This is a genomic window from Nocardia jinanensis, from assembly GCF_014645735.1.
GTDB classification, from domain to species: Bacteria; Actinomycetota; Actinomycetes; order Mycobacteriales; family Mycobacteriaceae; genus Nocardia; species Nocardia jinanensis.
The window spans coordinates 156,636-178,013 of the sequence record NZ_BMMH01000004.1 but is presented as its reverse complement, the minus strand read 5'-3'; the positions used below and the strand labels follow the sequence as shown (position 1 = coordinate 178,013).

Genomic DNA, 21,378 nt, shown 5'->3' with positions numbered 1-21,378 from the left:
ATGGTCACCACCGACGAACAGATCGAGCGCGTCCGCGAACTGGTCGCGTCGATCCCCGCGGGCCGGGTCGCGACCTACGGCGATATCGCCGCGGCGGCGGGCCTGTCCACCCCGCGGACAGTGGGCTGGATCATGCGTACCGATGCCGCCGATCTGCCCTGGCACCGGGTACTCGGCGCCTCGGGCAGACCGTCGGCCCATCTCGCACAGCGGCAACTGCGGCTGCTCGCGACCGAAGGGGTACCCGTCACGGACGGACGAGTCGACCTGCGTACCGCGCGCCATCCGTTCGACTGAGCCACCGAACGAGCGCGGTCCGCCGCAGGACTACCGCAGGCCCGGCCGTTCGTCCGCGGCCCGGCCGCCGAGGCCGAACTCGCCCTCGGATCCCCACCCGCCACCTGTCTCCCGTGGCCGGTCAGCCGGGATCGAGAATCCGTTTCAGGAACCGCCGCGTCCGGTCCTGCTGCGGATCGCCGATCACCCGGTCGGCCGGGCCCCGCTCGACGATGACCCCCTCGTCGAGGAACAGGACCTGATCGGCGACCTGTGCGGCGAAACGGATCTCGTGGGTGACGATCACCATCGTCCAGTCCTGAGCGGCCAGGTCCTTGATCACCGCGAGCACCTCGCCCACCAGTTCGGGGTCCAGCGCCGAGGTCGGCTCGTCGAACAGCACGACTCGCGGTTTCAGCGCCAGGGCACGCGCGATCCCGACCCGCTGCTGCTGACCTCCCGACAGCTGGAAGGGGTAGGCGGCGGCGCGGTCGCCGAGTCCCACCTGGTCGAGCAAGGCTTTCGCCTCGGCGACGGCCTCCTCGCGCGGACGCTGCTGCGCGACGACCGGGCCCTCGATCACGTTCTCCAGCACGGTGCGATGCGGGAACAGGTTGTGGGACTGGAAAACCATCCCGCTCTGCGCCCGCAGGCGACTCGTTTCCCGGCGCCCGGCCCGGCCCGGCGGGAGGCGGGCGAAGTCGATCTCGACCTCGTCGATACCGACTACGCCGCGCTCCGGGGTGTCCAGCGCGTTGAGCGAGCGCAGCACAGTGGTCTTACCCGATCCGGAGGGACCCAGTAATACGGTCGACGTCCCGCGGCGGGACTCGAAATCGATACCGCGCAGGACCTGCCGGTCGCCGAAGGATTTCTCCAGCCCCTGGACCCGGATACGGGCGGGTTCGGTATTGCGCTCGGTGGTGTCGGTCATTTGGCCACATACCTGTCGAATCGGATCTCCAGTCGCTTCTGCGCGGCGGACAGCGCGACGCAGATCACCCAGTAGTACAGCGCGGCGAACGAGTAGAGCGCGAGGAAGTCGTTGCTCTCGGCCGCCGCGAGCTGCGCCTCCCGGAACAGTTCGGTCAGCAGCACCACCGAGCCCAGTGACGTGTCCTTGAGCAAGGAGAGCAGCGTATTGGACAGCGGCGGCACCGCGGTTCTGGTCGCCTGCGGAAGGATGATCCGGCGCAGCGTCTGCGCGTACCCCAGGCCGATCGTCGCCGCCGCCTCGAACTGCCCCTTCGGTACGGCCAGAATCGCCGACCGGATCACTTCGGCCGCGTAGCCGGCGACATTGAGGCTGAACGCGATGACGGCCGCGACGAACGGGTCGAACTTCAATCCGATCTGGGGCAGCCCGTAGAAGACGATGAACAGCTGGACCAGCAGCGGGGTGCCGCGGATTATCGAGATGAACGCACGAGCCGGACCGTGCAGGAGCCGGTAGGAGGAGATCCGCGCGAGCGCGACCAGCAGCGCGAGCACGAGTCCGATCGCGAAGCTGAGCGCGGTCAGCGGGATCGTCACCTTCACCAGCCCGACGAACATCGGCCAGGCCGCACCGCGCACCACCTCCCAGGTGCTGCGGTGACCGCGCCCCTCGGAAAGATCGGCGTCACCGCCGTCGGGAACCGAGACATCGGCCTGGAAATACTTCCGCGAGATATCGGCGAGCGTCCCGTCCGCCGCCAGGGCCGTGATCGCCCGGTTCGCCTGATCGAGCAAGGTCGCGTCGTCCTTGCGGAAGGCGAGGACCTGTTCGCTGGTCTCCGCCCCGGCATCGCCGACGATCTCGATATCCGTGGATCCGGTACTGGCCAGATAGTCGAGTACGGCGATGTTGTCGTTGACGATCGCGTCGACCCGGCCCTGTGTGAGCAGCGCCGCCGCCTGCGCGAACCCTTCGACCGCCTCGACCTCGGCCCAGGCCTCCCGTGCGACCCGCGCCCAGTTGCTGGTGCTCGACTGCGCGGTGGTCCGTCCCGCGAGGTCGTCCATGCGCTGGATGCGTTCGTCGCCTGTGCGGCGGACGATCACACCGTGGGAGTAGGTATAGGTGCTGGACAGGCCGTACTTACCCCGGCGCTCGTCGTTGACCGAGACCTGGTTGGCGATCACGTCGATCCGGCCGGAATCCAGCGCGGGAAAGATCGCGTCCCATTGGGTCTCGACGAATCGGAGATCCCATCCGGCCCGGTCGGCGATCGCCTCGATCACTTCGATGTCGTAGCCGGTCAGCTGCTGGGTTCGCGGATCGTGGAACGAGAACGGCGGATAGGTGCCCTCGGTGCCGACGCGGACCACGGGCCGGTCGGGATCCTGAGCCGTCGCCACACCCACCTGGGTGACCCCGGCGAATACCAGCAGCAGGGACAGCAGCACGCCCCTGAGCACTTGTCGCATAGGCGACCCCCTCGTATCGGCCGGAAACCGGAATCCGGCACTCCGTGGAGGGTAATGCGATCGTGGCACCAGGGCTGGGCGGACCGTTCACGCGGGGCGCGCGCTACGGAGCGGTCGGCCGGGCCGGAGCCTTCGACGCGGAACGCGGGGCCACCGGTCCGCTCATCGTCCCAGACGGCGAATAGCATGACGGTATGCCGAATTCTCCGCTGGCCCCGGACGTGATCGTGCTCGCCGGGGGGCGGGCCAGCCGTATGGGTGGCGTCGACAAACCGGGCCTCGTGGTCGGCGGACGGTCCATGCTGGAGACGGCGCTGGCCGCGGTGGCGCCCCTGGGCCGGACGGTGGTCGTCGGACCGCCGCGACCGGCGCTCGGCGGGCATATCCTGCAGACCCGGGAGCCGGAGCCGGGCTCGGGCCCGGTGGCCGCCGTCGCCGCCGGGCTGGCCGCGCTCGGGGCTGGACCGGCCTCCCATATCGTCGTCCTCGCCGCCGACCTGCCCTTCCTCACCGATTCCGCGATCAGCGAATTACTCCGGCACAGTGCGGACTTCGACGCGGTGTTCGCCGCCGATGTGTCGGGGCGTCCCCAGTACCTCATCGGAGTGTGGCGGACCGAATCGCTGGCGGCCCGGCTGGGCGAACTGGACACTGTGATCAATCAGCCGATGAAAGTCCTGGTTCCGCACCGCACGAATATCGTCGCCCTGCCCGGGGTCGACGACTGTGATACCCCCGGCGAGATCGATGCGGCGCGTGCCGCATTCGATACGCGCACAGACGGAGGTCCCGGCGAATCCGGTACCGCGGCAACCCGGCACAGTCCGCCCGAGCACACCACGCCCCTCTCCCTGGACCGGGCACGGGAGGCACTGCACCACGGGCTCACCCGGCTTCCCGGGCACCGGTCGGATCTGCGCGGGGCCCGGGGCGCGACCCTGGCCGCACCGCTGACCGCCGCCGAAGCCCTGCCCCGCTTCGATGTCTCGGCCATGGACGGATACGCCGTGGCGGGCGAGGGCCCGTGGGAGCTACGCGCGGATATCGGTTTCGCCGGCGGACAGCGTCCGGACGGGCTGCGCCCGGGTGAAGCGGTGCGTATCGCCACCGGAGCGCAGGTCCCCGAGGGTACGACCCGTGTATTGCGCGACGAATTCGCCCGGGCCGCCACCGAACGCCGACTGGAGCGGCTGCCCGATACCCCGTTGCGCTCCGATATCCGCCGGCGCGGAGAGGATCGCGCCCCCGGCGACGAGATCGCCCCGGCGGGAACCGCTGTGACCCCCGCGCTCGTTTCCGCCGCGGCGGCGGTCGAGGTCACCACCGCCACCGTCTACGGTCCGGTCCGCGCCCGCATCGTCATGACCGGCGACGAGATCCGCAGTACCGGCCCGTTACAGGCCGGGCAGACCCGGGATTCGATCGGTCCGATCCTGCCCGATCTGCTCGCCGCCCACGGCGTCCCGGTGGTCGATCAGGTCCATCTGCGCGATACCGCCCACGGTTTCGACCAGGTCCTGGCCACCGCGACCGACTGCGATCTGCTGGTCGTGGTCGGCGCCACCGGCGGCGGTGCGGCCGACCAGTTACGCGGCGCCCTCGACCGCTGCGGGGGCCGTCTCCTGGTTCCCCGGCTCGCCCTGCGTCCGGGCGGATCCACCGTCGTTGCCGAAATACCCTCGACGACGACTGTTCTCGGTCTACCCGGCAATCCTTACGCGGCTGTCGCGACGCTACTCGCCCTGGTACCGGCGATAGTCGGCGGCCGCACCGGCGTTCCGGCCCGGCGCCGAGCCACCGGACCACTGCGCAACGCGGCAGAGATCTCCGGCGCGGTGGCGCGGATCGTGCCCGCCCGATACAGCGAACAGCCCGGCGGCGGCTGGATCGGCGATCCTACGATCCGCACCGCTCACCTCGGCGGTCTCGTCGACCGTGACGGCCTGGTCGTCGTCGCGCCGGGGGCCCGCGACGACGACAGTGCCGAGTTCATCCCGTTGCCCTGAGACAGCGGGTGGTTCAGCTCCAGCGGTCCGGGGTGACCGGGGCGTCCCAGGCGCGGGAGTAGCGGCGTTTGTCCGGCCCCGCGATCTCCTTGCTGCGGTACACCACGTACGGCCGCACCATGTATCCGACCGGGGCCGAGAACATGTGCACCAGACGGGTGTACGGCCATACGGCGAGCAGCGCGAGCACGAACAGGCCGTGTGCCTGGAACGTCCACGGGGTGCCGACCATGAGCTCGGGTTGCGGGCTCACCGTGAACAGGCTGCGGAACCAGGGCGACACGGTCTCCCGATAGTTGTAGGTGCCCCACAGCAGATTACTGCCGACGGTGTTGAGCAGACCGGTGATCAGGGCGCCACCGAGCAGGAAGTACATGAACTTGTCGTTGGTGGTGGTCGCCTTGCGTACCGCCGGAACGGTGAACCGCCGGTACAGCAGAATCCCGATTCCGGTGAGCACCATCAACCCCGCCACCGTGCCCGCGCTCACCGCGACCACGTGGTACATATGCTCGCTGATACCCACCGCTTCGGTCCACGATTCCGGGATCAGCACACCCAGTACATGTCCGAAGAACACCCCGAGCATCCCGAAATGGAAAAGCGGGCTGCCCAGCCGCAGCAGGCGCGATTCGTAGATCTGGGAGGAGCGGGTGGTCCAGCCGAACTGGTCGTTGCGGTAGCGCCAGATATGGCCGAGCACGAAGGACGTGAACGCCACATAGGGCAGGGTCAACCACAGCGTGGCGGTCATATGGTTCTCCTCCGAGCAGGTACGTCCGATCCCCGAAGACCGAAGCGAAGGCGCAGGTATCGCACATCAGGTCCGGCTCGAAGCAGATCCATGCGGAACGCGGAGGCCGCAACGAAGGCGGAGGTACCGCAGAATCGCATCACCAAGCCCTCCTCCTCGAAGCAGATCCATGCGGAACGCGGAGGCCGCAACGAAGGCGGAGGAATCGCATCATCGGCGGCCCTCCGATCGGTCCGGCATCGTCGGGTCCATGGCGAACGGTTCGAGTCCGACCTCTTCCTCCGGCGGTCCCTGCGCGGCGAGTTCGGCGATCCGGCGCCGGTCCGCGGTGGTGAGCGGGGCGAGGGTGGACACCACCGCCGCCAGCACTCCGGCGTAGGGGGAGGCGTTGTCCGCCAGCGACAGCCGCAGCAGTTCCAATACCGGAACATGCTCGCCGAGCAGGCGTTCCCCGCCGATCGGATCGACGGTGGCCGCGAATTCCAGCAGTACCGGCAGATGGTCGGGCAGTTCGGAATCGCCGAGTTCCACCCCGGCGTGCCGGTAGGCGTGCTTGAAACGCAGCAGGGCCATCCCGCGTTTCCGGGTGTCGCCATAGGCGTAGAAGGTCAGATGCAGGCTGGCACGCCGCCGCATATCGAAGGTTTCGACGTAGCGAGCCGCGAGCTCGAGTTCGGGGGTGCTGCGCAGATGGTCGCAGAACTCCGACAGTTGCGACCGCACCGGCTCGCGTAGTTCACCTACCGCTTCGTCGACCTGGTCGAGCATCGCCAGGGTGCCGGTGCCTGGATAGTCCAGCAACAGCGCGGCCGTCCGCCAGACGATCCGGCGGTCCCGTTCGCTCATCGCCAGCGCCGGTTCGGGCCGGCGACGCAATTTCAGCAGAGCCATCGGACACCCCTCGGAGCAGGTTCACGCGGTCCGCGAAGGCCGCAGCGTTGGCGGAGGTGCCGCATCAACAGGTTCTCCCTCTCGAAGCAGATCCATGCGGACCGCCGAGACCACAGCGAAAGCAGAAGCATCGCATCAACGCAGTGTCGCAGTGTCGCATCAGCGCCGGACCTCCGTGACTTCCGGTATCGCCACCGGGTCACCGTTCGCGGAAGCACCGTTGCCGTTCTTCTCGGCGCCGTTCGACCCGTCGTGGCCGTTGCTCCCGGCGCCGTGGCCGCTCGTACCGTGCCCGTTCGCACCGTTGCCGTTCGAGCCGTTTCCGTCGACCGGAACAAGCCCGTCGGTGTTCTTCCCGTCCCAGTTCAGCAGGTTGATCCGGCCGGATTTCTCGTCCGGCGCGGCGCCGTTGGTATCGGTGAGGTGGAATTTCTCCACCATCTGGTCGAACGCGGTCATTCCCGGGCCGCCGTCGTTGTCCAGGCTGCATCCGGTCGCCAGCGAATCCAGTTCGTGGGCCCGCGCGCCCGCGCCGGTCGGGATGACGTACCGGTGCTCGTATTTCGCGATGGCCAGCAATCGGTACATCGCCTCGATCTCTTCCGGCTCCAGCCGCACCGAGGGCGCGATGGCCGGATCCGGTTCCTGGCCGAGGTTGATCGACCGCATGAACGCGCGCATCGCGGCGAGTCGTTGGAGTGCCGCCCGGACCGGCCCCACATCCCCGGCGGTGAACAGCTCGGCCAGGTACTCCACCGGGATCCGCAGCGCGTCGATCGCCCCGAACAGGTTCGCGTGGTTCTCGCCGTCGTGACCGGTCTCCGACAGGACATCCACCACCGGCGAGAGCGGCGGTACGTACCAGACCATCGGCATCGTGCGGTATTCCGGATGCAGCGGCAGCGCGATCTGATAGTCGACGATGAGCTTGTAGACCGGCGAATCCTGCGCGGCCTGTATCCATTCCGGTGAGATCCCGGCGCGTTCGGCCTCGGCCACGACCCGTGGATCGTGCGGGTTCAGGAAAACCCCGAGCTGGCTGGGATAGAGATCTTTGTCCTCGGTGACCGATGCCGCCTCGAGTACCGCGTCGGCGTCGTAGAGCATCACGCCGATATAGCGCAGCCGTCCGACGCACGTTTCCGAGCACACCGTCGGAATCCCGACCTCCACCCGCGGATAGCAGAAGGTGCATTTCTCGGCTTTGCCGGTTTTGTGGTTGAAATAGATCTTCTTGTACGGGCAGCCGGTCACGCACTGCCGCCAACCACGGCATTTGTCCTGGTCCACCAGGACGATGCCGTCCTCGGACCGTTTGTAGATCGCCCCGGACGGGCAGGACGCCGCGCACGACGGATTCAGGCAGTGCTCGCAGATCCGCGGCAGGTAGAACATGAAGGTCTCTTCGAATTCGAGCTTCACCTGCTCGGAGACCCGGGCCAGCAGCGGATCCTTACCGACCTGTTCGGGCCCCGAACCCAGATCGTCGTCCCAGTTGGCACCCCAGGTGACTTTGGTGTCGTCGCCGGTGATCAGCGATTTCGGCCGGGCCACCGGGGTGGTGTCGATGGCCGGCGAGGACAGCAGGTTGTCGTACTCGTAGCTCCAGGGCTCGTAGTAGTCCTCGATGGTCGGCAGGTCGGGGTTGGCGAAGATATTGAGCAGCCGCTTCAGCCGCGACCCCGATTTCAGCGTGAGCCGGCCGCGTTTGTCGAGTTTCCAGCCACCCTTCCATTTCTCCTGGTCCTGGTACTGCCGCGGATATCCCTGTCCGGGACGGGTTTCCACATTGTTGAACCAGACGTATTCGGTCCCGCCGCGGTTGGTCCACGCCTGCTTACAGGTGACCGAACACGTGTGGCAGCCGATGCATTTGTCCAGATTCATGACCATGGCCATTTGCGCCATCACTCGCATATCAGTCCTCCGTGGTCGCGGGTAGCTCGTGGTGACGGCGCACCGGTGTTCCTTTCGACGTGATCGGGAGCGCTACGTGGTTACGCTGCGCTACCGCCTCCGCGCTCGACCCGATCACCTCAGTACTCGACCTGCTGGCTGCGGCGACGGATCGTGGTGACTTCGTCGCGCTGGTTACCGGTCGGGCCGTGGTAGTTCAGCGCGAACGACTGCTGGGCGTAGCCGCCGATCAGGTGCGTGGGTTTGATCATGATGCGGGTCAGCGCGTTGTGGATACCGCCGCGTTTGCCCTTGCCCTTGAAGGGCTTGTCCTCTTCCGCGGTTCCCTCGATCCGCGGGACGTCCACCGCGCGGTCCTGCGCGTGGTACATGAACACGGTGCCCTCGGGCATCCGGTGCGAGACGATGGCGCGGGCCACTACCACACCGTTGCGATTGATCGCCTCGATCCAGTCGTTGTCGGCCACCCCGATCTTGGCGGCGTCCTTCTCCGACATCCAGATGGTCTGTCCACCGCGCGAAAGGGTCAGCATGTGCAGGTTGTCCTGGTACGCGGAGTGGATCGACCATTTGGAGTGCGGGGTCAGGTACCGGACGGTGACCCCGCTGTCGCTGATATCGCCGACAGCGGGTTCGGCGAACAGGGCCGTCATGTCCAGCGGCGGCCGGAAGGTCGGCAACTGTTCGCCGAGTTCGATCATCCAATCGTGGTCGAGATAGAAATGCTGGCGGCCGGTGAGCGTATGCCAAGGTTTGAGCCGTTCGGTGTTGATGGTGAACGGCGAGTACCGGCGTCCACCGGTCTCCGATCCCGACCACTCCGGTGAGGTGATCACCGGAACCGGCCGCGCCTGAGTGTCGGCGAAGGTGATCCGCTTACCCTCGTGTTCGGCCGCCAGATCCGCCAGCTCGGTACCGGTCCGGCGTTCCAGGGCGCGGAACCCTTCCACCGCCAGCCGCCCGTTGGTGGTGCCGGACAGGGCCAGGATCGCTTCCGCCGCATGGTTGTCCTTGGCCAGCGAGGGCCGGCCCTGCGCCACTCCGGACACCACGGTCCCGTTCACGCCCGCGAGATATTCGACCTCGGCAGCGGGAACGGTGGTGATGCCCTTGGTGGTGAGACCAACGGTTTCCACCAGCGGCCCCAGCGCGGCCATCTTCTCCGCGATCTTCGGATAGTCCCGTTCGACCACCACGAGTTTCGGCATGGTCTTGCCCGGGATCGGTTCGCATTCCCCCGCTCTCCAGTCCAGCACCCGGCCCCCGGCCTGGGCCATGGCGTCCGGTGAATCGTGCTGCAACGGCACCGCGACGACGTCCTTGCGGACCCCGAGATGCTTCTCGGCGAGCCAGGAGAAACCGCGGGCGATCCGGTGGAACGCCTCGAAATCGGTTTTCGCCTCCCACGGCGGTGAGATCGCCGGGGTGAAGGCGTGGACGAACGGATGCATATCCGTCGAGGACAGATCGTATTTCTCGTACCAGGTGGCGGCCGGGAGCACGATATCGGAGAACAGCGTGGTGCTGGTCATCCGGAAGTCCAGCGAGAGCAGCAGATCCAGTTTCCCGGTGGCGGCTTCGTCGCGCCAGACCAGTTCCTCGGGCCGGACACCGGTGGTGTCGGTGGTCTGCAGATTGGAATCCGCGCCCAGCAGATGCCGGTGAAAGTACTCGTTGCCCTTACCGGAGGAGCCGAGCAGATTGGCCCGCCAGACGGTGAGCACGCGCGGGAAGTTCTCCGGGGCGTCGGGATCCTCGCAGGCGAACCGGAGGTCACCGGATTTCAGCCCGTCCACCACATGGTCGGCGGCCGAACGTCCGGCGGCTTCGGCCTCGTCGGCCAGATCCAGCGGGTTGCGGTCGAAGGTCGGGTACGAGGGCATCCAGCCCAGCCGGGTCGCCAGCGCGATATTGTCCGCCGCCGTGCGACCGGCGAACTTCCCCGTGCCCAGCGGCGAGGAGAAAGCATCGGCGGTGAAAGGGTCGTAGCGCCACTGATCGTTGGTCAGGTACCAGAACACCGTGCCCTGCATCTGACGCGGCGGGCGCTGCCAGTCCAGCCCGAACGCCAGCGTGGACCAGCCGGTCACCGGACGGCACTTCTCCTGTCCCACGTAATGCGCCCAGCCGCCGCCGTTCACGCCCTGGCAGCCGGTGAGCAGGGTCAGGGTGAAGAAGGACCGGTAGATCTGGTCGGAGTGGAACCAGTGATTGGTCCCGGCGCCCATCAGAATCATCGACCGGCCGCCGGACCGGTCGGCATTGTCGGCGAATTCCCGGGCGATCCGCCGGGCCTGCACGGCCGGGACGCCGGTGATGGTTTCCTGCCAGGCAGGGGTATAGGGCTCGGTGGCGTCGTCGTAACCGTCCGGCCAGTTACCCGGCAGACCCGGACGACCCACCGCGTACTGCGCGAGCAGCAGATCGAAGACCGTGGTGACCCGTTTCCCGGCGACTACGGCGGTCGGCACCCCGCGGGTGAGCACCCCGGGAGCATCGGTATCGAACCGGGGGAACTGTACGGCCGCAGCATCGTCGGTGCGGCCGTACAGCGTCAGGAGTGGCTCGACACCCCCGAGATCCAGGTTCCAGCGTCCGGTGCCGTTCTCGCCGAACCGATCCCCCAGCGATCCGTTCGGCACCACCGGCGCGCCGGTACCGTCGAGCAGGATGGTCCGGAATTCGGCGCCCTCGTCGGTATTGCCGAGATCGGCCGCGGTCAGGAACTTGCCCGGCACCGCGACCCCGTCCGCCCCTTCCTCCAGCGTGATCAGGAACGGCAGATCGGTGTACTTGCGGATGTAATCCAGGAACCGGGGCGTATCCCGGTCGACGAAGAACTCCCGCAGCACCACATGACCCATGGCCATGGCCAGCGCGGCGTCGGTACCCGGACGGGCAGCCACCCATTCGTCGGCGAACTTGGTGTTGTCGGCGTAGTCCGGGGACACCACCACGACCTTCTGGCCGCGATACCGGGCCTCGGTCATGTAGTGGGCGTCCGGGGTACGGGTCACCGGGACGTTGGAACCCCACATGATGAGGTAGCCCGCATCGAACCAATCCGCCGATTCGGGCACATCGGTCTGATCACCGAACACCTGCGGTGAGGCCACCGGGAGATCGGCGTACCAGTCGTAGAACGACAGCATCGACCCGCCGAGCAGCGAGATGAACCGGGCGCCCACCGCGTGACTGACCATGGACATGGCCGGGATCGGCGAGAATCCGGCGACCCGGTCCGGGCCGTACTGCTTGATGGTGTGCACATGGGCCGCGGCCGCGATCTCGGCGGCCTCCCACCACTCGGCGCGGACGAAACCACCCTTACCGCGCGCGGCCTTGTACTTACGGGCGCGCTCCGGGTCCTCGACGATATCGGCCCAGGCCAGCACGGGGTCCTTGAGCTTCTGCTTGGCTTCGCGGTACAGCTCCAGCAGTGTGGACCGGACGTACGGGTATCGGACCCGGGCGGGTGAATAGGTGTACCAGGAGAAGGACGCGCCGCGGGGGCAGCCGCGCGGTTCGTACTCCGGTTTGTCCGGCCCGACCGACGGATAGTCGGTCTGCTGGGACTCCCAGGTGATCACACCGTCCTTGACGTAGATCTTCCAGGAACACGATCCGGTGCAGTTCACACCGTGCGTGGAACGCACCACCTTGTCGTGCGACCAACGGTCGCGGTAGAAGTCGTCGGCATCGCGTCCGCCGACCTTGTGCACGGTGCGGTGGTCCGCGGAGACCTCACCGCGCTGGAAGTACTTACCCAGCCGCAGCAGTGCGTCACCGGCGGCCGGTTCCCCGGAATGCCGTTCCGCAGCGGTATGCGCCGAGCCCGGAGTACGTGAAACAACCACGACGCCCCCTTCTTCTGCAAGCGGTGAATCGGGCTGATGTTTCCGACTGTAGAGACGGCGCCCGACCAGGCCAAACGGCGTTCTCACATCGAAAAGTGCAGGTCGGTGAGCTGTGAGGTCACCGCAATCCGGTTGTCACGGCAGGTCGGTGCGCACAGTCGACTTCGAAACGGTGCACCTGGGAAAACACGGGTGAATGCGCTGGATCACCCCTTCGGGGCGACGATTCGGGCCCGGACGGTGAAATTTCGGAAATCGCCGCTTCTCCAGCGGTTTACATTTGTTTACATACCCTCGAGTGGCGGGCGTCACCCACTGTCCGCCGATCAGCCGGAAACCTCGGCCGTCCCTTCCACGTACTGGGAATGCTGTTCGGGCGCGGCGGCCGCAAATCGCCTACGCTGACTGCCCGATCCGACCGCGCGGCGGTCGCTCGAGCAGGTTCGAGGTACGCCATGTTCAGCGTTTTCCGGTGGGGGCGGAGTCTGCGTCCGGTATCCATCACGGCCACCGTATGCGCGGTGGTCGCGGTGGGCAGTGCGGCGCTGATACCCGGATCCGTAGCCACGGCCGCACCCGCGGTGACGGTGTATCCGGGGATGGAGATCCGGCACACCGAGATAGCCGACGGCAAAGCGGTGACCACCCGCTGCACCGTGGGGCTCACCGGCTCGATCGGCACGGCACAGTACGCGGTGACCGCGGGCCACTGCTATCACCAGGGAATCGTCACCGACAAGGTCGGCAATCCGATCGGCTTCTTCGAACACCATCGCCCCGACGAGGGCCTGAAATTCGGGTTCGGGCTGATCCGGCTGTACGAGGGCATCGGTGCCGCCGCGTCCATGGGACGGTTCGGGCTGTCCACCGTGGATATGAAACCGCAACTGGGCCAGGAGATCTGCAAGATCGGCGCGACCACGAGCTGGACTTGCGGATCGATCACCGAAGCAAACGAAGAATGGTTGTACGCGACCAACGCGCTCGGCGCCGAGGCCGGCGATTCCGGCGCGGTGGTCTACCGGCAGACCGCCGACGGCCACGCCGCGTTCGTCGGGATTCTGGTGGCCTACGACGACGCGCAGGGCCGCAGCGCGGTCGTGGAGCCCGCCGCTCTGCTGTTCGAGCAGATCGACCGGTACGGTCCGACCCGCGACGACCACTTCGTGTGGTACCGGGTCTGAGCCGGCTCGATCGCTGGGCCGAATCGGCTCAGACGCCGAGCGCACCGGCGAAAACGGGCCAGGACCGGTGCACATCGTCCTGCCAGTACGACCAGGCGTGGGTTCCCGGATGGAAATGGACGGTCGCCGGTACCCCGGCCCCGGCCAGGGCGGCGGCCAGCGGACCGGTACAAGCGCCGACCACCGACTCCATGACACCGCCCACGAGCATCCGGTCGGCCAGCCGCAGTGGATCGCCTTCGACGCCACGCGAGTTCAGCACGTCGTGCTGTGCCGGCATCCCGTTTCCGGCGGAGACGTACACCGCGGTCCCGCGCAGCCGGTCCAGATGCAGCATCGGATCATGGTCGAGCCAGGCCGGATTGTCCGGCGCGCCCCACATATTGGTCGCGTTCGCCCCGAAAGCCGCCAGCTGTGAGTACACGATGGCCCGCGCCGCCGGATCGCTGGTCCGGGTGCAGCCGCTGTAGGCGCCGACCGCCTGATACAACCCGGGCGCATGGATCGCCAGGTTCAACGCGGAAGTCGCCGACATCGACAGACCCGCCACCGCGTTGCGGCCGGTGGCCGCGAACCGGGCATCCAGCAGCGGCGGTAGTTCGCGGGTCAGGAAGGTTTCCCATCTGTTCCGGCCCAGCACCGGATCGTCGGCGAGCCAGTCGGTGTAATAACTGGCCCGGCCGCTCATCGGGACCACCACGTTGACCGGTTTGTCCGCGAAGAACTCCCCGACATCGGTGCGCCGCGTCCACGGACCACCGTCTTCGCCACCGTCGACGGCGTTGAGCAGGTACAGCGTGGGCGCGCCGGGGCCGGGATGCGATATCCACAGGATGATCGGCTTGTCCATGGCGGCCGAATGCACCACCACTTCGAACTGGCGGCCGCCGAGCGGGCGCACATCCAGAATCCGGGCGGGCCCCTCCGCGGTGGCCGGGGCCGCGGACACCACCGGTAGCAGCGCCACACACAGCGTGAACAGGTACACCAGGCAACGCGGCAGCCGGTACATGCAGGGTTTCTATCACGAAGGGCGCGTGGTCGAGCCGTAATCACCGAGGTACATCGCTACCGCGCCGGAGATTTCCTGAGGCAGCGATGCACGCTGACCGGGGCCCCTCCGCGTGATCGCTCCAGCGGACGGGTCAGCGCACACCTTCGCGGTCCGCGTCCCGGACGGCGGACCGGTAGCGATCCGCGATCAACCGGACCACGGCGGGATGCACCCCGATCGGCTCGGCCACTCCGGTCGCACCCGCCTGGTGCAGCCTGTCGTGGAAGAGCCCGTGCGCGAGCAGATAGGTGGCGATGAACACCCGCTCCTGCCCGGTCGCCCGCACCTGTTCCACCACCTCCGGAACGCGCGGAGCCCCGGTGGCGACGTAGGCGGTACGCACCGGAGTCGCGAGTTGCGCGGTGAGCACGGCGGCGGCGCGGCGCACATCGGCACGGGCACGCAGGTCCGAGGATCCCGCGGCCGCGAAGACCACGGCGTCACCGGGACGCCAACCGGCCGCCCGCAGCCGTAAGGCCATGACCCGGGCCAGCGCCGGGTCCGGACCCATCGCGGCGGTGACGGTCACGGCCGGATGACCGCTCTCCGCCACCTCGCGGGGAACGTCCTGGTAGACGTGGTACCCGGAGGCCAGAAAGGCCGGGACCACGACGGCCGGAACAGGTTCGCCGGCCGTAGTGGACCGGGCGGCCAGATCGCGCAGCACCTCGGCGGGCGACGGACCGAGCACATCGACGAACGCGGTGCGTACCACCGGGTTCGCGGCGACCTCGGGTTCGGGGCCCGCCGTCGGACCCGGCACGCAACCGCAGAACGCGTAGGTGCCGGGCAGTATCGTGGCCCGGCGATCCCGGCTCGGTGAATCCGGCACGACGGTATGCCCGCACCGGCCGTCCGGTGAGCCCGGCCGGTGATCCAGTTCGTGGCCGACCGCTTCGGCCAGTGCGGCGATCATCTGCACACCCTTGGCGCTGCGGGTGCCGTGCGCGACCAGCACCAGCGCGGGCGGCGCGGGACTCATCCGGGCACCACCGTGCGGACGTAGCGCGCGTTACGCGGCGGGACCGCCGGCAGCGGCGCGGAATCGGCATTGTTATCGGTGCATTCCGCGGGATCCATGGCCAGCCGGTATCCGCGCTTGACCACGGTCTGGATCGCCTTCGGAGTGCCCAGACCCGCCCGCAACCGGGCGATCGCGGTCTCCACAGCATGCGTATCGTCACCACCGCCGGGCAGCGCCGCCAGCAGATCCTCGCGGGAGACGACCCGGCCGGGCTGGCGAGCCAGCGACCGCATCAGCGCCATCGGCGCCGGGGCGAGCTGTTTCACCGTGCCGTCGACCACCACGCACGCACCGCGCACGCTGATGGTGTGGCCGGAGGCGTTGATCCGCCCGGCACGACGCGGCAACTCCTCGGCGACATGGCGGGCCAGCGCGCCCAGCCGAGCCCGGCCGGGCATCGTGGTGGGCACGCCGAGCTCCTCGAGCGGGGCTGCGGTGATCGGTCCGACACAGGCCGCCGGCACCCTGCTCCGCAGGGCGTGCAATACGCCCTCGAGCACTCCGGTTTCCTTGGCGCGCATCAGCATCGACGCGACGGCCGGGGCGCTGGTGAAGGTCACACAGTCGATCGCCGAGGTCACGATGGCCTCGATCAGCTGGTCCATCGGGCCGCGGTCGGCGGGCGGCTCCCACCGGTACACCGGGACCGGCACCACATCGGCGCCCGCGCAGCGCAGCACTTCACAGAAATCGGGAATCGGTTCCCATTCAGTGGTGGCACCGTGCAGCTGGACCGCGATCCGGACACCCTCGACACCCTCGGCCAGCAGGTGATCCAGCACCTCGGCCGAGGACTCCGAGGCCGGGGACCACTCCTCGCGCAGTTCGGCGGCCCGGATCGCGCCCTTGGCCTTGGGACCGCGCGCGAGCATCCGGGTCCCACCCAGGGCGGACCGCAACTGCTCGGCCAGCCCCCAACCCTCGGCGGCCTCCATCCAGCCGCGGAATCCGATCCCGGTGGTCGCCACGGTGATCTGTGCCGGGTCCGCGACCAGCTCCTCGGTCACCCGCTCCAGTTCGGTGTCGTCGGCGAGCGGAATGATCCGGATGGCCGGCGCGGACACTACCGACGCACCCCGCCGGGTGAGCAGGGTGGCGAATTCCTCGGCCCGCCGGGCCGCGGTGATACCGATGGTGAAACCGGCCAGCGAGGCACTCGCGTCCGGAACTGTCATGCGGGGCAGCCGTTCGGGGCCACGGTTACGGGCCGGTCCGAAATCGATACCTGTCCGTCGTCCACGCGCACGGAATATACCGGCAGGCTCTCCGTATCGTTGTCCAGGCACCGCCCGTCGAGCAGAGAGAAGGCCTGCTTCAGCAGCGGCGACGCGACCACCGGCTCGCCGCCGCGGTCGCCGACGATACCGCGCGACATCACCGCCGCCCGGCCGAAGGGGTCGATATTGCCGACCGCGTAGAGCGTGCCCTCGGGCAACAGGAACAGGGCCGCCTGGGCGCCGCCGGGCAGCAGTACCGCCACACCACGGCCGGGGATCAGGTATTCGAGCGGGCAAGCCCGGGTCCACCCTGTGGTGGTGGCCGGAACAACTGCTGGGGTATCGATCACGGTCATATCGGTGTTCTCCTCCGCGCGCCGTTACCCATTGGTACCGGCAGCCTGTTTCCTGGCGGTTAAGCCGTCATTTCCCAGTCGTAGCGGGTCGCGCTGCTCTGCCCGCCCTGCCCTGCGTGGTCACGCTCCGCTACCTCCTCCGGGCATGCCGGGCAGGCTCTGCCCACAGGCCTGCCCGCCCTGCCCTGCGTGGTCACGCTCCGCTACCTCCTCCGGGCATGCCGGGCAGGCCGAGCAGCACCGGGACCTTGCGCTCACCGCTCTCGTCGAAGGCGATGGTCGGGTCGGCCTCGGCCGGGGCGTTGACGAAGGATACGAACCGGGACAGCTTCTCCTCGTCGTCGAGAACCGCGGCCCATTCGTCGCGGTAGCCGGCCACATGGTCGGTCATCGCCTTCTCCAGATCGGCGGCGATCCCGAGACTGTCCGCGCAGACCACCTCACGGATGTAGTCGATACCGAGGTCCTCCTGCCACGGCGCGGTGCGTTGCAGCCGGTCCGCGGTGCGGATGTAGAACATCAGGTAGCGGTCGATATAGGCGATCAGGGCCTCGTCGTCGAGATCGCCCGCCAGCAGCACCGCATGCTTGGGAGTAAGGCCGCCGTTGCCGCCGACGTAGAGATTCCACCCGGTCTCGGTGGCGATGACACCCACATCCTTGCCGCGGGCTTCGGCGCATTCGCGGGCGCAACCGGAGACCGCCAGCTTCAATTTGTGCGGCGACCGCAGTCCACGGTAGCGCTTCTCCAGCAGCACGGCCATGCCCACCGAATCCTGCTGGCCGTACCGGCACCAGGTGGATCCGACGCAGCTCTTGACCGTACGCAGCGATTTTCCGTACGCATGGCCCGATTCCATGCCGGCGTCCACGAGCCGCTTCCAGATGAGCGGCAGCTGTTCGACGCGGGCCCCGAACAGATCGATCCGCTGCCCGCCGGTGATCTTGGTGTAGAGCCCGAACTCCTTGGCGACCTCGCCGATCACGATCAGCTGCTCCGGGGTGACCTCCCCGCCCGGCATCCGCGGCACCACCGAGTAGGTGCCGTTCTTCTGCATATTGGCCAGGAAGTGGTCGTTGGTGTCCTGCAACGCGGCCTGTTCACCCTCCAGGATGTGATCACTGGAGGTGGAGGCGAGGATGGAAGCCACGGTCGGCTTGCAGATATCGCAGCCGGTGCCCTTGCCGTGCCGGGCGATGAGCTCGGAGAAGGTGCGGATACCGGTGGCCTGCACGATCTGGAACAGTTCCGCGCGCGACTGCCCGAAGTGCTCGCACAGAGCCTTGGACATCTCGACACCGGACTGTTCGAGCACCTTCTTGATCATCGGCACACAGCCGCCACAGGAGGTCCCGGCCTTGGTGCAGGCCTTGATGGCCGGGATATCGCAGGCGCCCTCGGCGATCGCGCCGCAGATGGCGCCCTTGCTCACATCGTTGCAGGAGCAGATCTGCGCCTCGTCGGGCAGTGCGTCGGCGCCCAGTTCCGCACCGGCCGGCGAGATCAGCGCGGCGGGTTCGGCCGGTAGCGGACGGCCGACCAGCGGCCGCAGCGCGGCGTATTGGGTGGCGTCGCCGACCAGGATGCCGCCGAGCAGAGTCTGCGCGTCGTCGGAGATCACCAATTTCGCGTAGGTGCCCCGGGCCGCGTCGTGCAGCACCACCGACAGCGCACCCTCGGTGGTGCCGTGGGCGTCGCCGAAGCTCGCCACATCCACACCGAGCAGCTTCAGCTTGGTGGACATATCGGCGCCGGGGAACTCACCGGCACCGCCCAGCAGGCGGTCGGCCACGATCTCGGCGGTCGTGTACCCCGGCGCCACCAGGCCGTAGCAGACTCCCTCGATCGCCGCGCATTCGCCGATCGCGTAGATATTCGGATCGGAGGTGGCCAGACCCAGATCGGTGATCACACCGCCGCGCGGGCCGACCTCGAGACCGGCGTCGCGGGCGATCTGGTCCCGCGGGCGGACACCCGCGGAGAACACCACGAGCGCGGCATCGATCGCGCTGTCGTCGGACAGCGTGATCCGCAGCCGTTCGGCCGGGTCGGCCGCCTCGTTGCGCTCGATCCCGGCGGTGCCCACCCCGGTGTGCACCGCCAGCCCCAGATCGGTGACCAGCTTCTCCAGGATCGCGCCGCCGCCCTCGTCGACCTGGGCCGGCATCAGGCGGTCGTTGTACTCCACCACGTGCGGGGTCAGCCCGAGCAGGCGCAGCGCGTTGGCTGCCTCCAGCCCGAGCAGACCGCCGCCGACGACCACGCCGTGCGCGCCCGGACCGGCCGCATCGGCCGCGGACCGGATGCCGTCCAGATCCTCGAGGGTCCGGTAGACGAAGCATTCCGGGTGTTCGTGCCCCGGCACGGGTGGCACGAACGGATAGGAACCCGTCGCCAGGACGAGCGCGTCGTAGTCGAGCACCTCACCGGAGGTGGTGGTGACCTTCTGGGCGTCCTTGTCGATGGTCTCGGCCCGCTGCCCGAGCCGCAGGTCGACCAGATCGTCGCCGGCGTACTCGTTACCCGGCAGCGCCAGCGAGGCGGTTTCCCAGTTACCGACGTAGGAGGACAGCCCGACCCGGTCGTAGGCAGCCAGTTTCTCTTCGCCGAGTACGACGACCTGCCACTGCCCCGCCTCGTCCCGCGAGCGGATCGCCTCGACGAACCGGTGCCCGACCATGCCGTGACCGGCGACGACGACTGTTCTGCGCTGTGCGTTCATGGTGTCCTCCGTGGGGATCCGGTGTCAGAGGTTCGCCGACGACCGGGCGGACCGGGATTCGGTGGGCTGGGCGGAGTTGTGGGGGCCGGATTCGGCCCGGCGGACCAGGGCCTCGGCGACGGCGACGACCTCGTGGTCGCGGGACGGGGCGCCGGGGCGGCGCAGGAACACCGCCCAGGTGACCAGGGCACAGGCGACGTAGAACGCCATGAACACCCAGAAGGCGGTGGTCGCGGATTGGGTCGCGGAGTAGGACGACCGCAGCACCAGGTTGATAGCGACACCGCCCAGGGCACCGATGGCACCCACGAAGCCGATCAGCGCACCGGAGGTGTTCTGCGCCCAGGCAGCGCGTTCGGCGGGACTCGCGTCCAGGCTGCGCGATTTGGCGTCGAAAACCGACGGGATGATCTTGGTGACCGATCCGTTGCCCAGGCCGGACAGAACGAACAGCGCCACGAAACCGGCCACCAGCACGCCCAGCACCGGACCCGAGAACCCCTTGTGCGAGCCGTCGGCGACAGTCGAGGCCGAAGCCACCGCCACCGCCGCGACCATCATGGCCGCGAAGGTGAACAGGGTCACCCGGCTGCCACCGATCCGGTCGGCGAGCTTGCCGCCGTAGGGGCGGGCGATCGAGCCGAGCAGCGGTCCGATGAAAGCGATCTGCGCGGCGTGCAGCGTGGCCTGGGCGGCGGTGTCCCCACCGGCGACGAAGCTGATCTGCAGGATCTGGCCGAAGGCGAAGCTGTACCCGATGAAGGATCCGAAAGTGCCGATGTAGAGGAACGAAACCGCCCAGGACTGCGGCACTTTCAGCGCGGTGAGCATGAAGGACAGATCGGCCTTCTGGTTGGGCAGGTTGTCCATGAACAGCGCGGCGCCGAGTCCGGCGAGCACCACCAGCACCAGATAGGCCGCGCAGATGATCGAGGCGTACTCGTCGCCGAGGGTCGCGATGACCAGCAGGCCGAACAACTGGATGACGGGGACGCCGATATTGCCGCCGCCCGCGTTCATCCCCAGAGCCCAGCCCTTGAGCCGCTGCGGGTAGAACGCATTGATATTGGTCATCGAGGAGGCGAAGTTGCCGCCGCCCAGACCGGCGAACGCCGCGACGATCAGGAAGGTCGTATAGGACGTACCGGGCTGGTTCACGAAGTACAGGGTCAGAGCGGCCGGTACCAGCAGCGCGGCGGCGCTGAACACCGTCCAGTTGCGGCCACCGAACCGGGCCGTGGCGACCGTGTACGGGATACGCAGGATGGCACCGACCAGGGTCGGTACCGCGACCAGGAAGAATTTGCCCGCCGCGTCGATCCCGTAGGTCTCGGTCGGCATGAACAGCACCATGACCGACCAGATGGACCAGATCGAGAACCCGATGTGCTCGGCGACGACCGACCAGATCAGATTGCGCGTGGCGATCTTCTTACCGCCGGCCTCCCAGGCCGCGGTGTCCTCGGCGTCCCAGCGCTCCAGCTTCGGCCGCCGGAACATCGCCGATAGGGCGTCGCCGCGGCTTTCGGTCTCCGTGCTCAAAAGGGCCTCCCAACGTGGTTCGACCCCACGGTAGGAAACGGGTATTGCGGCAATGCTGCCCAAAATGACCGTCGAATCAACGGTTTCTCACGCGGCCCGAACCGCTCAGGTGAGAAGCCCGCCGATGTTAACTCGTTGTGACATCAGCATTTCCGCTGGTGACGAAGTG

At 68.0% G+C, this 21,378-nt stretch carries 15 protein-coding genes; 3 read left to right on the top strand and 12 right to left on the bottom strand.

What is annotated here, in order from left to right; all coding sequences use genetic code 11:
- Complete coding sequence (locus IEY68_RS12005; protein WP_058854397.1) at positions 1 to 297, top strand: MGMT family protein; 297 nt, start codon at positions 1 to 3, stop codon at positions 295 to 297.
- Positions 298 to 418: 121 nt separating this feature from the next.
- On the opposite strand, the gene IEY68_RS12000 is transcribed toward IEY68_RS12005, so the two are convergent.
- Positions 419 to 1,210 (bottom strand): amino acid ABC transporter ATP-binding protein, encoded by a 792-nt coding sequence (locus IEY68_RS12000; protein WP_058854398.1) that lies wholly within the window; start codon positions 1,208 to 1,210, stop codon positions 419 to 421.
- A complete protein-coding gene (locus IEY68_RS11995; RefSeq protein ID WP_082681270.1) occupies positions 1,207 to 2,685 on the bottom strand; it encodes an ABC transporter substrate-binding protein/permease in 1,479 nt (492 codons plus the stop codon). Before IEY68_RS11995 ends, IEY68_RS12000 begins: the two co-directional genes overlap by 4 nt.
- Positions 2,686 to 2,879: 194 nt before the next feature.
- Between IEY68_RS11995 and IEY68_RS11990 the strand changes: the two genes are divergently transcribed.
- Positions 2,880 to 4,691: an NTP transferase domain-containing protein gene (locus IEY68_RS11990; RefSeq protein ID WP_058854399.1), complete on the top strand. Its 1,812-nt coding sequence runs from the start codon at positions 2,880 to 2,882 to the stop codon at positions 4,689 to 4,691.
- Positions 4,692 to 4,704: 13 nt separating this feature from the next.
- On the opposite strand, the gene narI is transcribed toward IEY68_RS11990, so the two are convergent.
- The 4 genes from narI to IEY68_RS11970 all read right to left on the bottom strand — a co-directional run bounded on the left by narI (position 4,705) and on the right by IEY68_RS11970 (position 12,032).
- Entirely contained in the window at positions 4,705 to 5,445 is a 741-nt protein-coding gene (narI, locus tag IEY68_RS11985) for a respiratory nitrate reductase subunit gamma (protein WP_058854400.1), read from the bottom strand.
- Positions 5,446 to 5,655: 210 nt separating this feature from the next.
- The gene (gene narJ, locus IEY68_RS11980) at positions 5,656 to 6,336 is read right to left on the bottom strand and encodes a nitrate reductase molybdenum cofactor assembly chaperone (RefSeq protein WP_062998127.1); all 681 of its coding nucleotides are present in this window, start codon (positions 6,334 to 6,336) and stop codon (positions 5,656 to 5,658) included.
- 159 nt (positions 6,337 to 6,495) lie between these two features.
- Positions 6,496 to 8,253: a nitrate reductase subunit beta gene (gene narH, locus IEY68_RS11975; RefSeq protein WP_058854402.1), complete on the bottom strand. Its 1,758-nt coding sequence runs from the start codon at positions 8,251 to 8,253 to the stop codon at positions 6,496 to 6,498.
- 119 nt (positions 8,254 to 8,372) lie between these two features.
- Entirely contained in the window at positions 8,373 to 12,032 is a 3,660-nt protein-coding gene (locus IEY68_RS11970; RefSeq protein ID WP_058854511.1) for a nitrate reductase subunit alpha, read from the bottom strand.
- Positions 12,033 to 12,565: 533 nt separating this feature from the next.
- Here IEY68_RS11970 and IEY68_RS11965 point away from each other — a divergent pair.
- Complete coding sequence (locus tag IEY68_RS11965) at positions 12,566 to 13,294, top strand: chymotrypsin family serine protease (protein WP_058854403.1); 729 nt, start codon at positions 12,566 to 12,568, stop codon at positions 13,292 to 13,294.
- Positions 13,295 to 13,322: 28 nt separating this feature from the next.
- Here the strand turns inward: IEY68_RS11965 and IEY68_RS11960 are convergent, their stop codons facing one another.
- The 6 genes from IEY68_RS11960 to IEY68_RS11935 all read right to left on the bottom strand — a co-directional run bounded on the left by IEY68_RS11960 (position 13,323) and on the right by IEY68_RS11935 (position 21,167).
- Positions 13,323 to 14,306, bottom strand: a complete 984-nt coding sequence (locus IEY68_RS11960) for an alpha/beta hydrolase (protein ID WP_058854404.1) — start codon at positions 14,304 to 14,306, stop codon at positions 13,323 to 13,325.
- A gap of 133 nt (positions 14,307 to 14,439) precedes the next feature.
- Positions 14,440 to 15,330, bottom strand: coding sequence for a sirohydrochlorin chelatase (locus tag IEY68_RS11955; protein WP_058854405.1), 891 nt, complete (start codon positions 15,328 to 15,330; stop codon positions 14,440 to 14,442).
- Complete coding sequence (locus tag IEY68_RS11950; protein WP_058854406.1) at positions 15,327 to 16,547, bottom strand: uroporphyrinogen-III synthase; 1,221 nt, start codon at positions 16,545 to 16,547, stop codon at positions 15,327 to 15,329. The genes IEY68_RS11955 and IEY68_RS11950 overlap by 4 nt, the downstream gene beginning before the upstream one ends.
- Complete coding sequence (gene nirD / locus IEY68_RS11945) at positions 16,544 to 16,945, bottom strand: nitrite reductase small subunit NirD (protein WP_058854407.1); 402 nt, start codon at positions 16,943 to 16,945, stop codon at positions 16,544 to 16,546. The genes IEY68_RS11950 and nirD overlap by 4 nt, the downstream gene beginning before the upstream one ends.
- A gap of 193 nt (positions 16,946 to 17,138) precedes the next feature.
- Positions 17,139 to 19,667: a nitrite reductase large subunit NirB gene (nirB, locus tag IEY68_RS11940; RefSeq protein WP_062998125.1), complete on the bottom strand. Its 2,529-nt coding sequence runs from the start codon at positions 19,665 to 19,667 to the stop codon at positions 17,139 to 17,141.
- A 24-nt stretch (positions 19,668 to 19,691) separates the two neighbouring features.
- Complete coding sequence (locus IEY68_RS11935) at positions 19,692 to 21,167, bottom strand: nitrate/nitrite transporter (protein ID WP_058854512.1); 1,476 nt, start codon at positions 21,165 to 21,167, stop codon at positions 19,692 to 19,694.
- Positions 21,168 to 21,378 lie beyond the last annotated feature (211 nt).

Excerpts from the sequence above, each read along its gene's own strand:
- IEY68_RS12005 (WP_058854397.1), top strand. The coding sequence starts at position 1 with ATGGTCACCACCGACGAACAGATCGAGCGCGTCCGCGAACTGGTCGCG.
- IEY68_RS12000 (WP_058854398.1), bottom strand. The coding sequence starts at position 1,210 with ATGACCGACACCACCGAGCGCAATACCGAACCCGCCCGTATCCGGGTC.
- IEY68_RS11995 (WP_082681270.1), bottom strand. The coding sequence starts at position 2,685 with ATGCGACAAGTGCTCAGGGGCGTGCTGCTGTCCCTGCTGCTGGTATTC.
- IEY68_RS11990 (WP_058854399.1), top strand. The coding sequence starts at position 2,880 with ATGCCGAATTCTCCGCTGGCCCCGGACGTGATCGTGCTCGCCGGGGGG.
- narI (WP_058854400.1), bottom strand. The coding sequence starts at position 5,445 with ATGACCGCCACGCTGTGGTTGACCCTGCCCTATGTGGCGTTCACGTCC.
- narJ (WP_062998127.1), bottom strand. The coding sequence starts at position 6,336 with ATGGCTCTGCTGAAATTGCGTCGCCGGCCCGAACCGGCGCTGGCGATG.
- narH (WP_058854402.1), bottom strand. The coding sequence starts at position 8,253 with ATGCGAGTGATGGCGCAAATGGCCATGGTCATGAATCTGGACAAATGC.
- IEY68_RS11965 (WP_058854403.1), top strand. The coding sequence starts at position 12,566 with ATGTTCAGCGTTTTCCGGTGGGGGCGGAGTCTGCGTCCGGTATCCATC.
- IEY68_RS11960 (WP_058854404.1), bottom strand. The coding sequence starts at position 14,306 with ATGTACCGGCTGCCGCGTTGCCTGGTGTACCTGTTCACGCTGTGTGTG.
- IEY68_RS11955 (WP_058854405.1), bottom strand. The coding sequence starts at position 15,330 with ATGAGTCCCGCGCCGCCCGCGCTGGTGCTGGTCGCGCACGGCACCCGC.
- IEY68_RS11950 (WP_058854406.1), bottom strand. The coding sequence starts at position 16,547 with ATGACAGTTCCGGACGCGAGTGCCTCGCTGGCCGGTTTCACCATCGGT.
- nirD (WP_058854407.1), bottom strand. The coding sequence starts at position 16,945 with ATGACCGTGATCGATACCCCAGCAGTTGTTCCGGCCACCACCACAGGG.
- nirB (WP_062998125.1), bottom strand. The coding sequence starts at position 19,667 with ATGAACGCACAGCGCAGAACAGTCGTCGTCGCCGGTCACGGCATGGTC.
- IEY68_RS11935 (WP_058854512.1), bottom strand. The coding sequence starts at position 21,167 with ATGTTCCGGCGGCCGAAGCTGGAGCGCTGGGACGCCGAGGACACCGCG.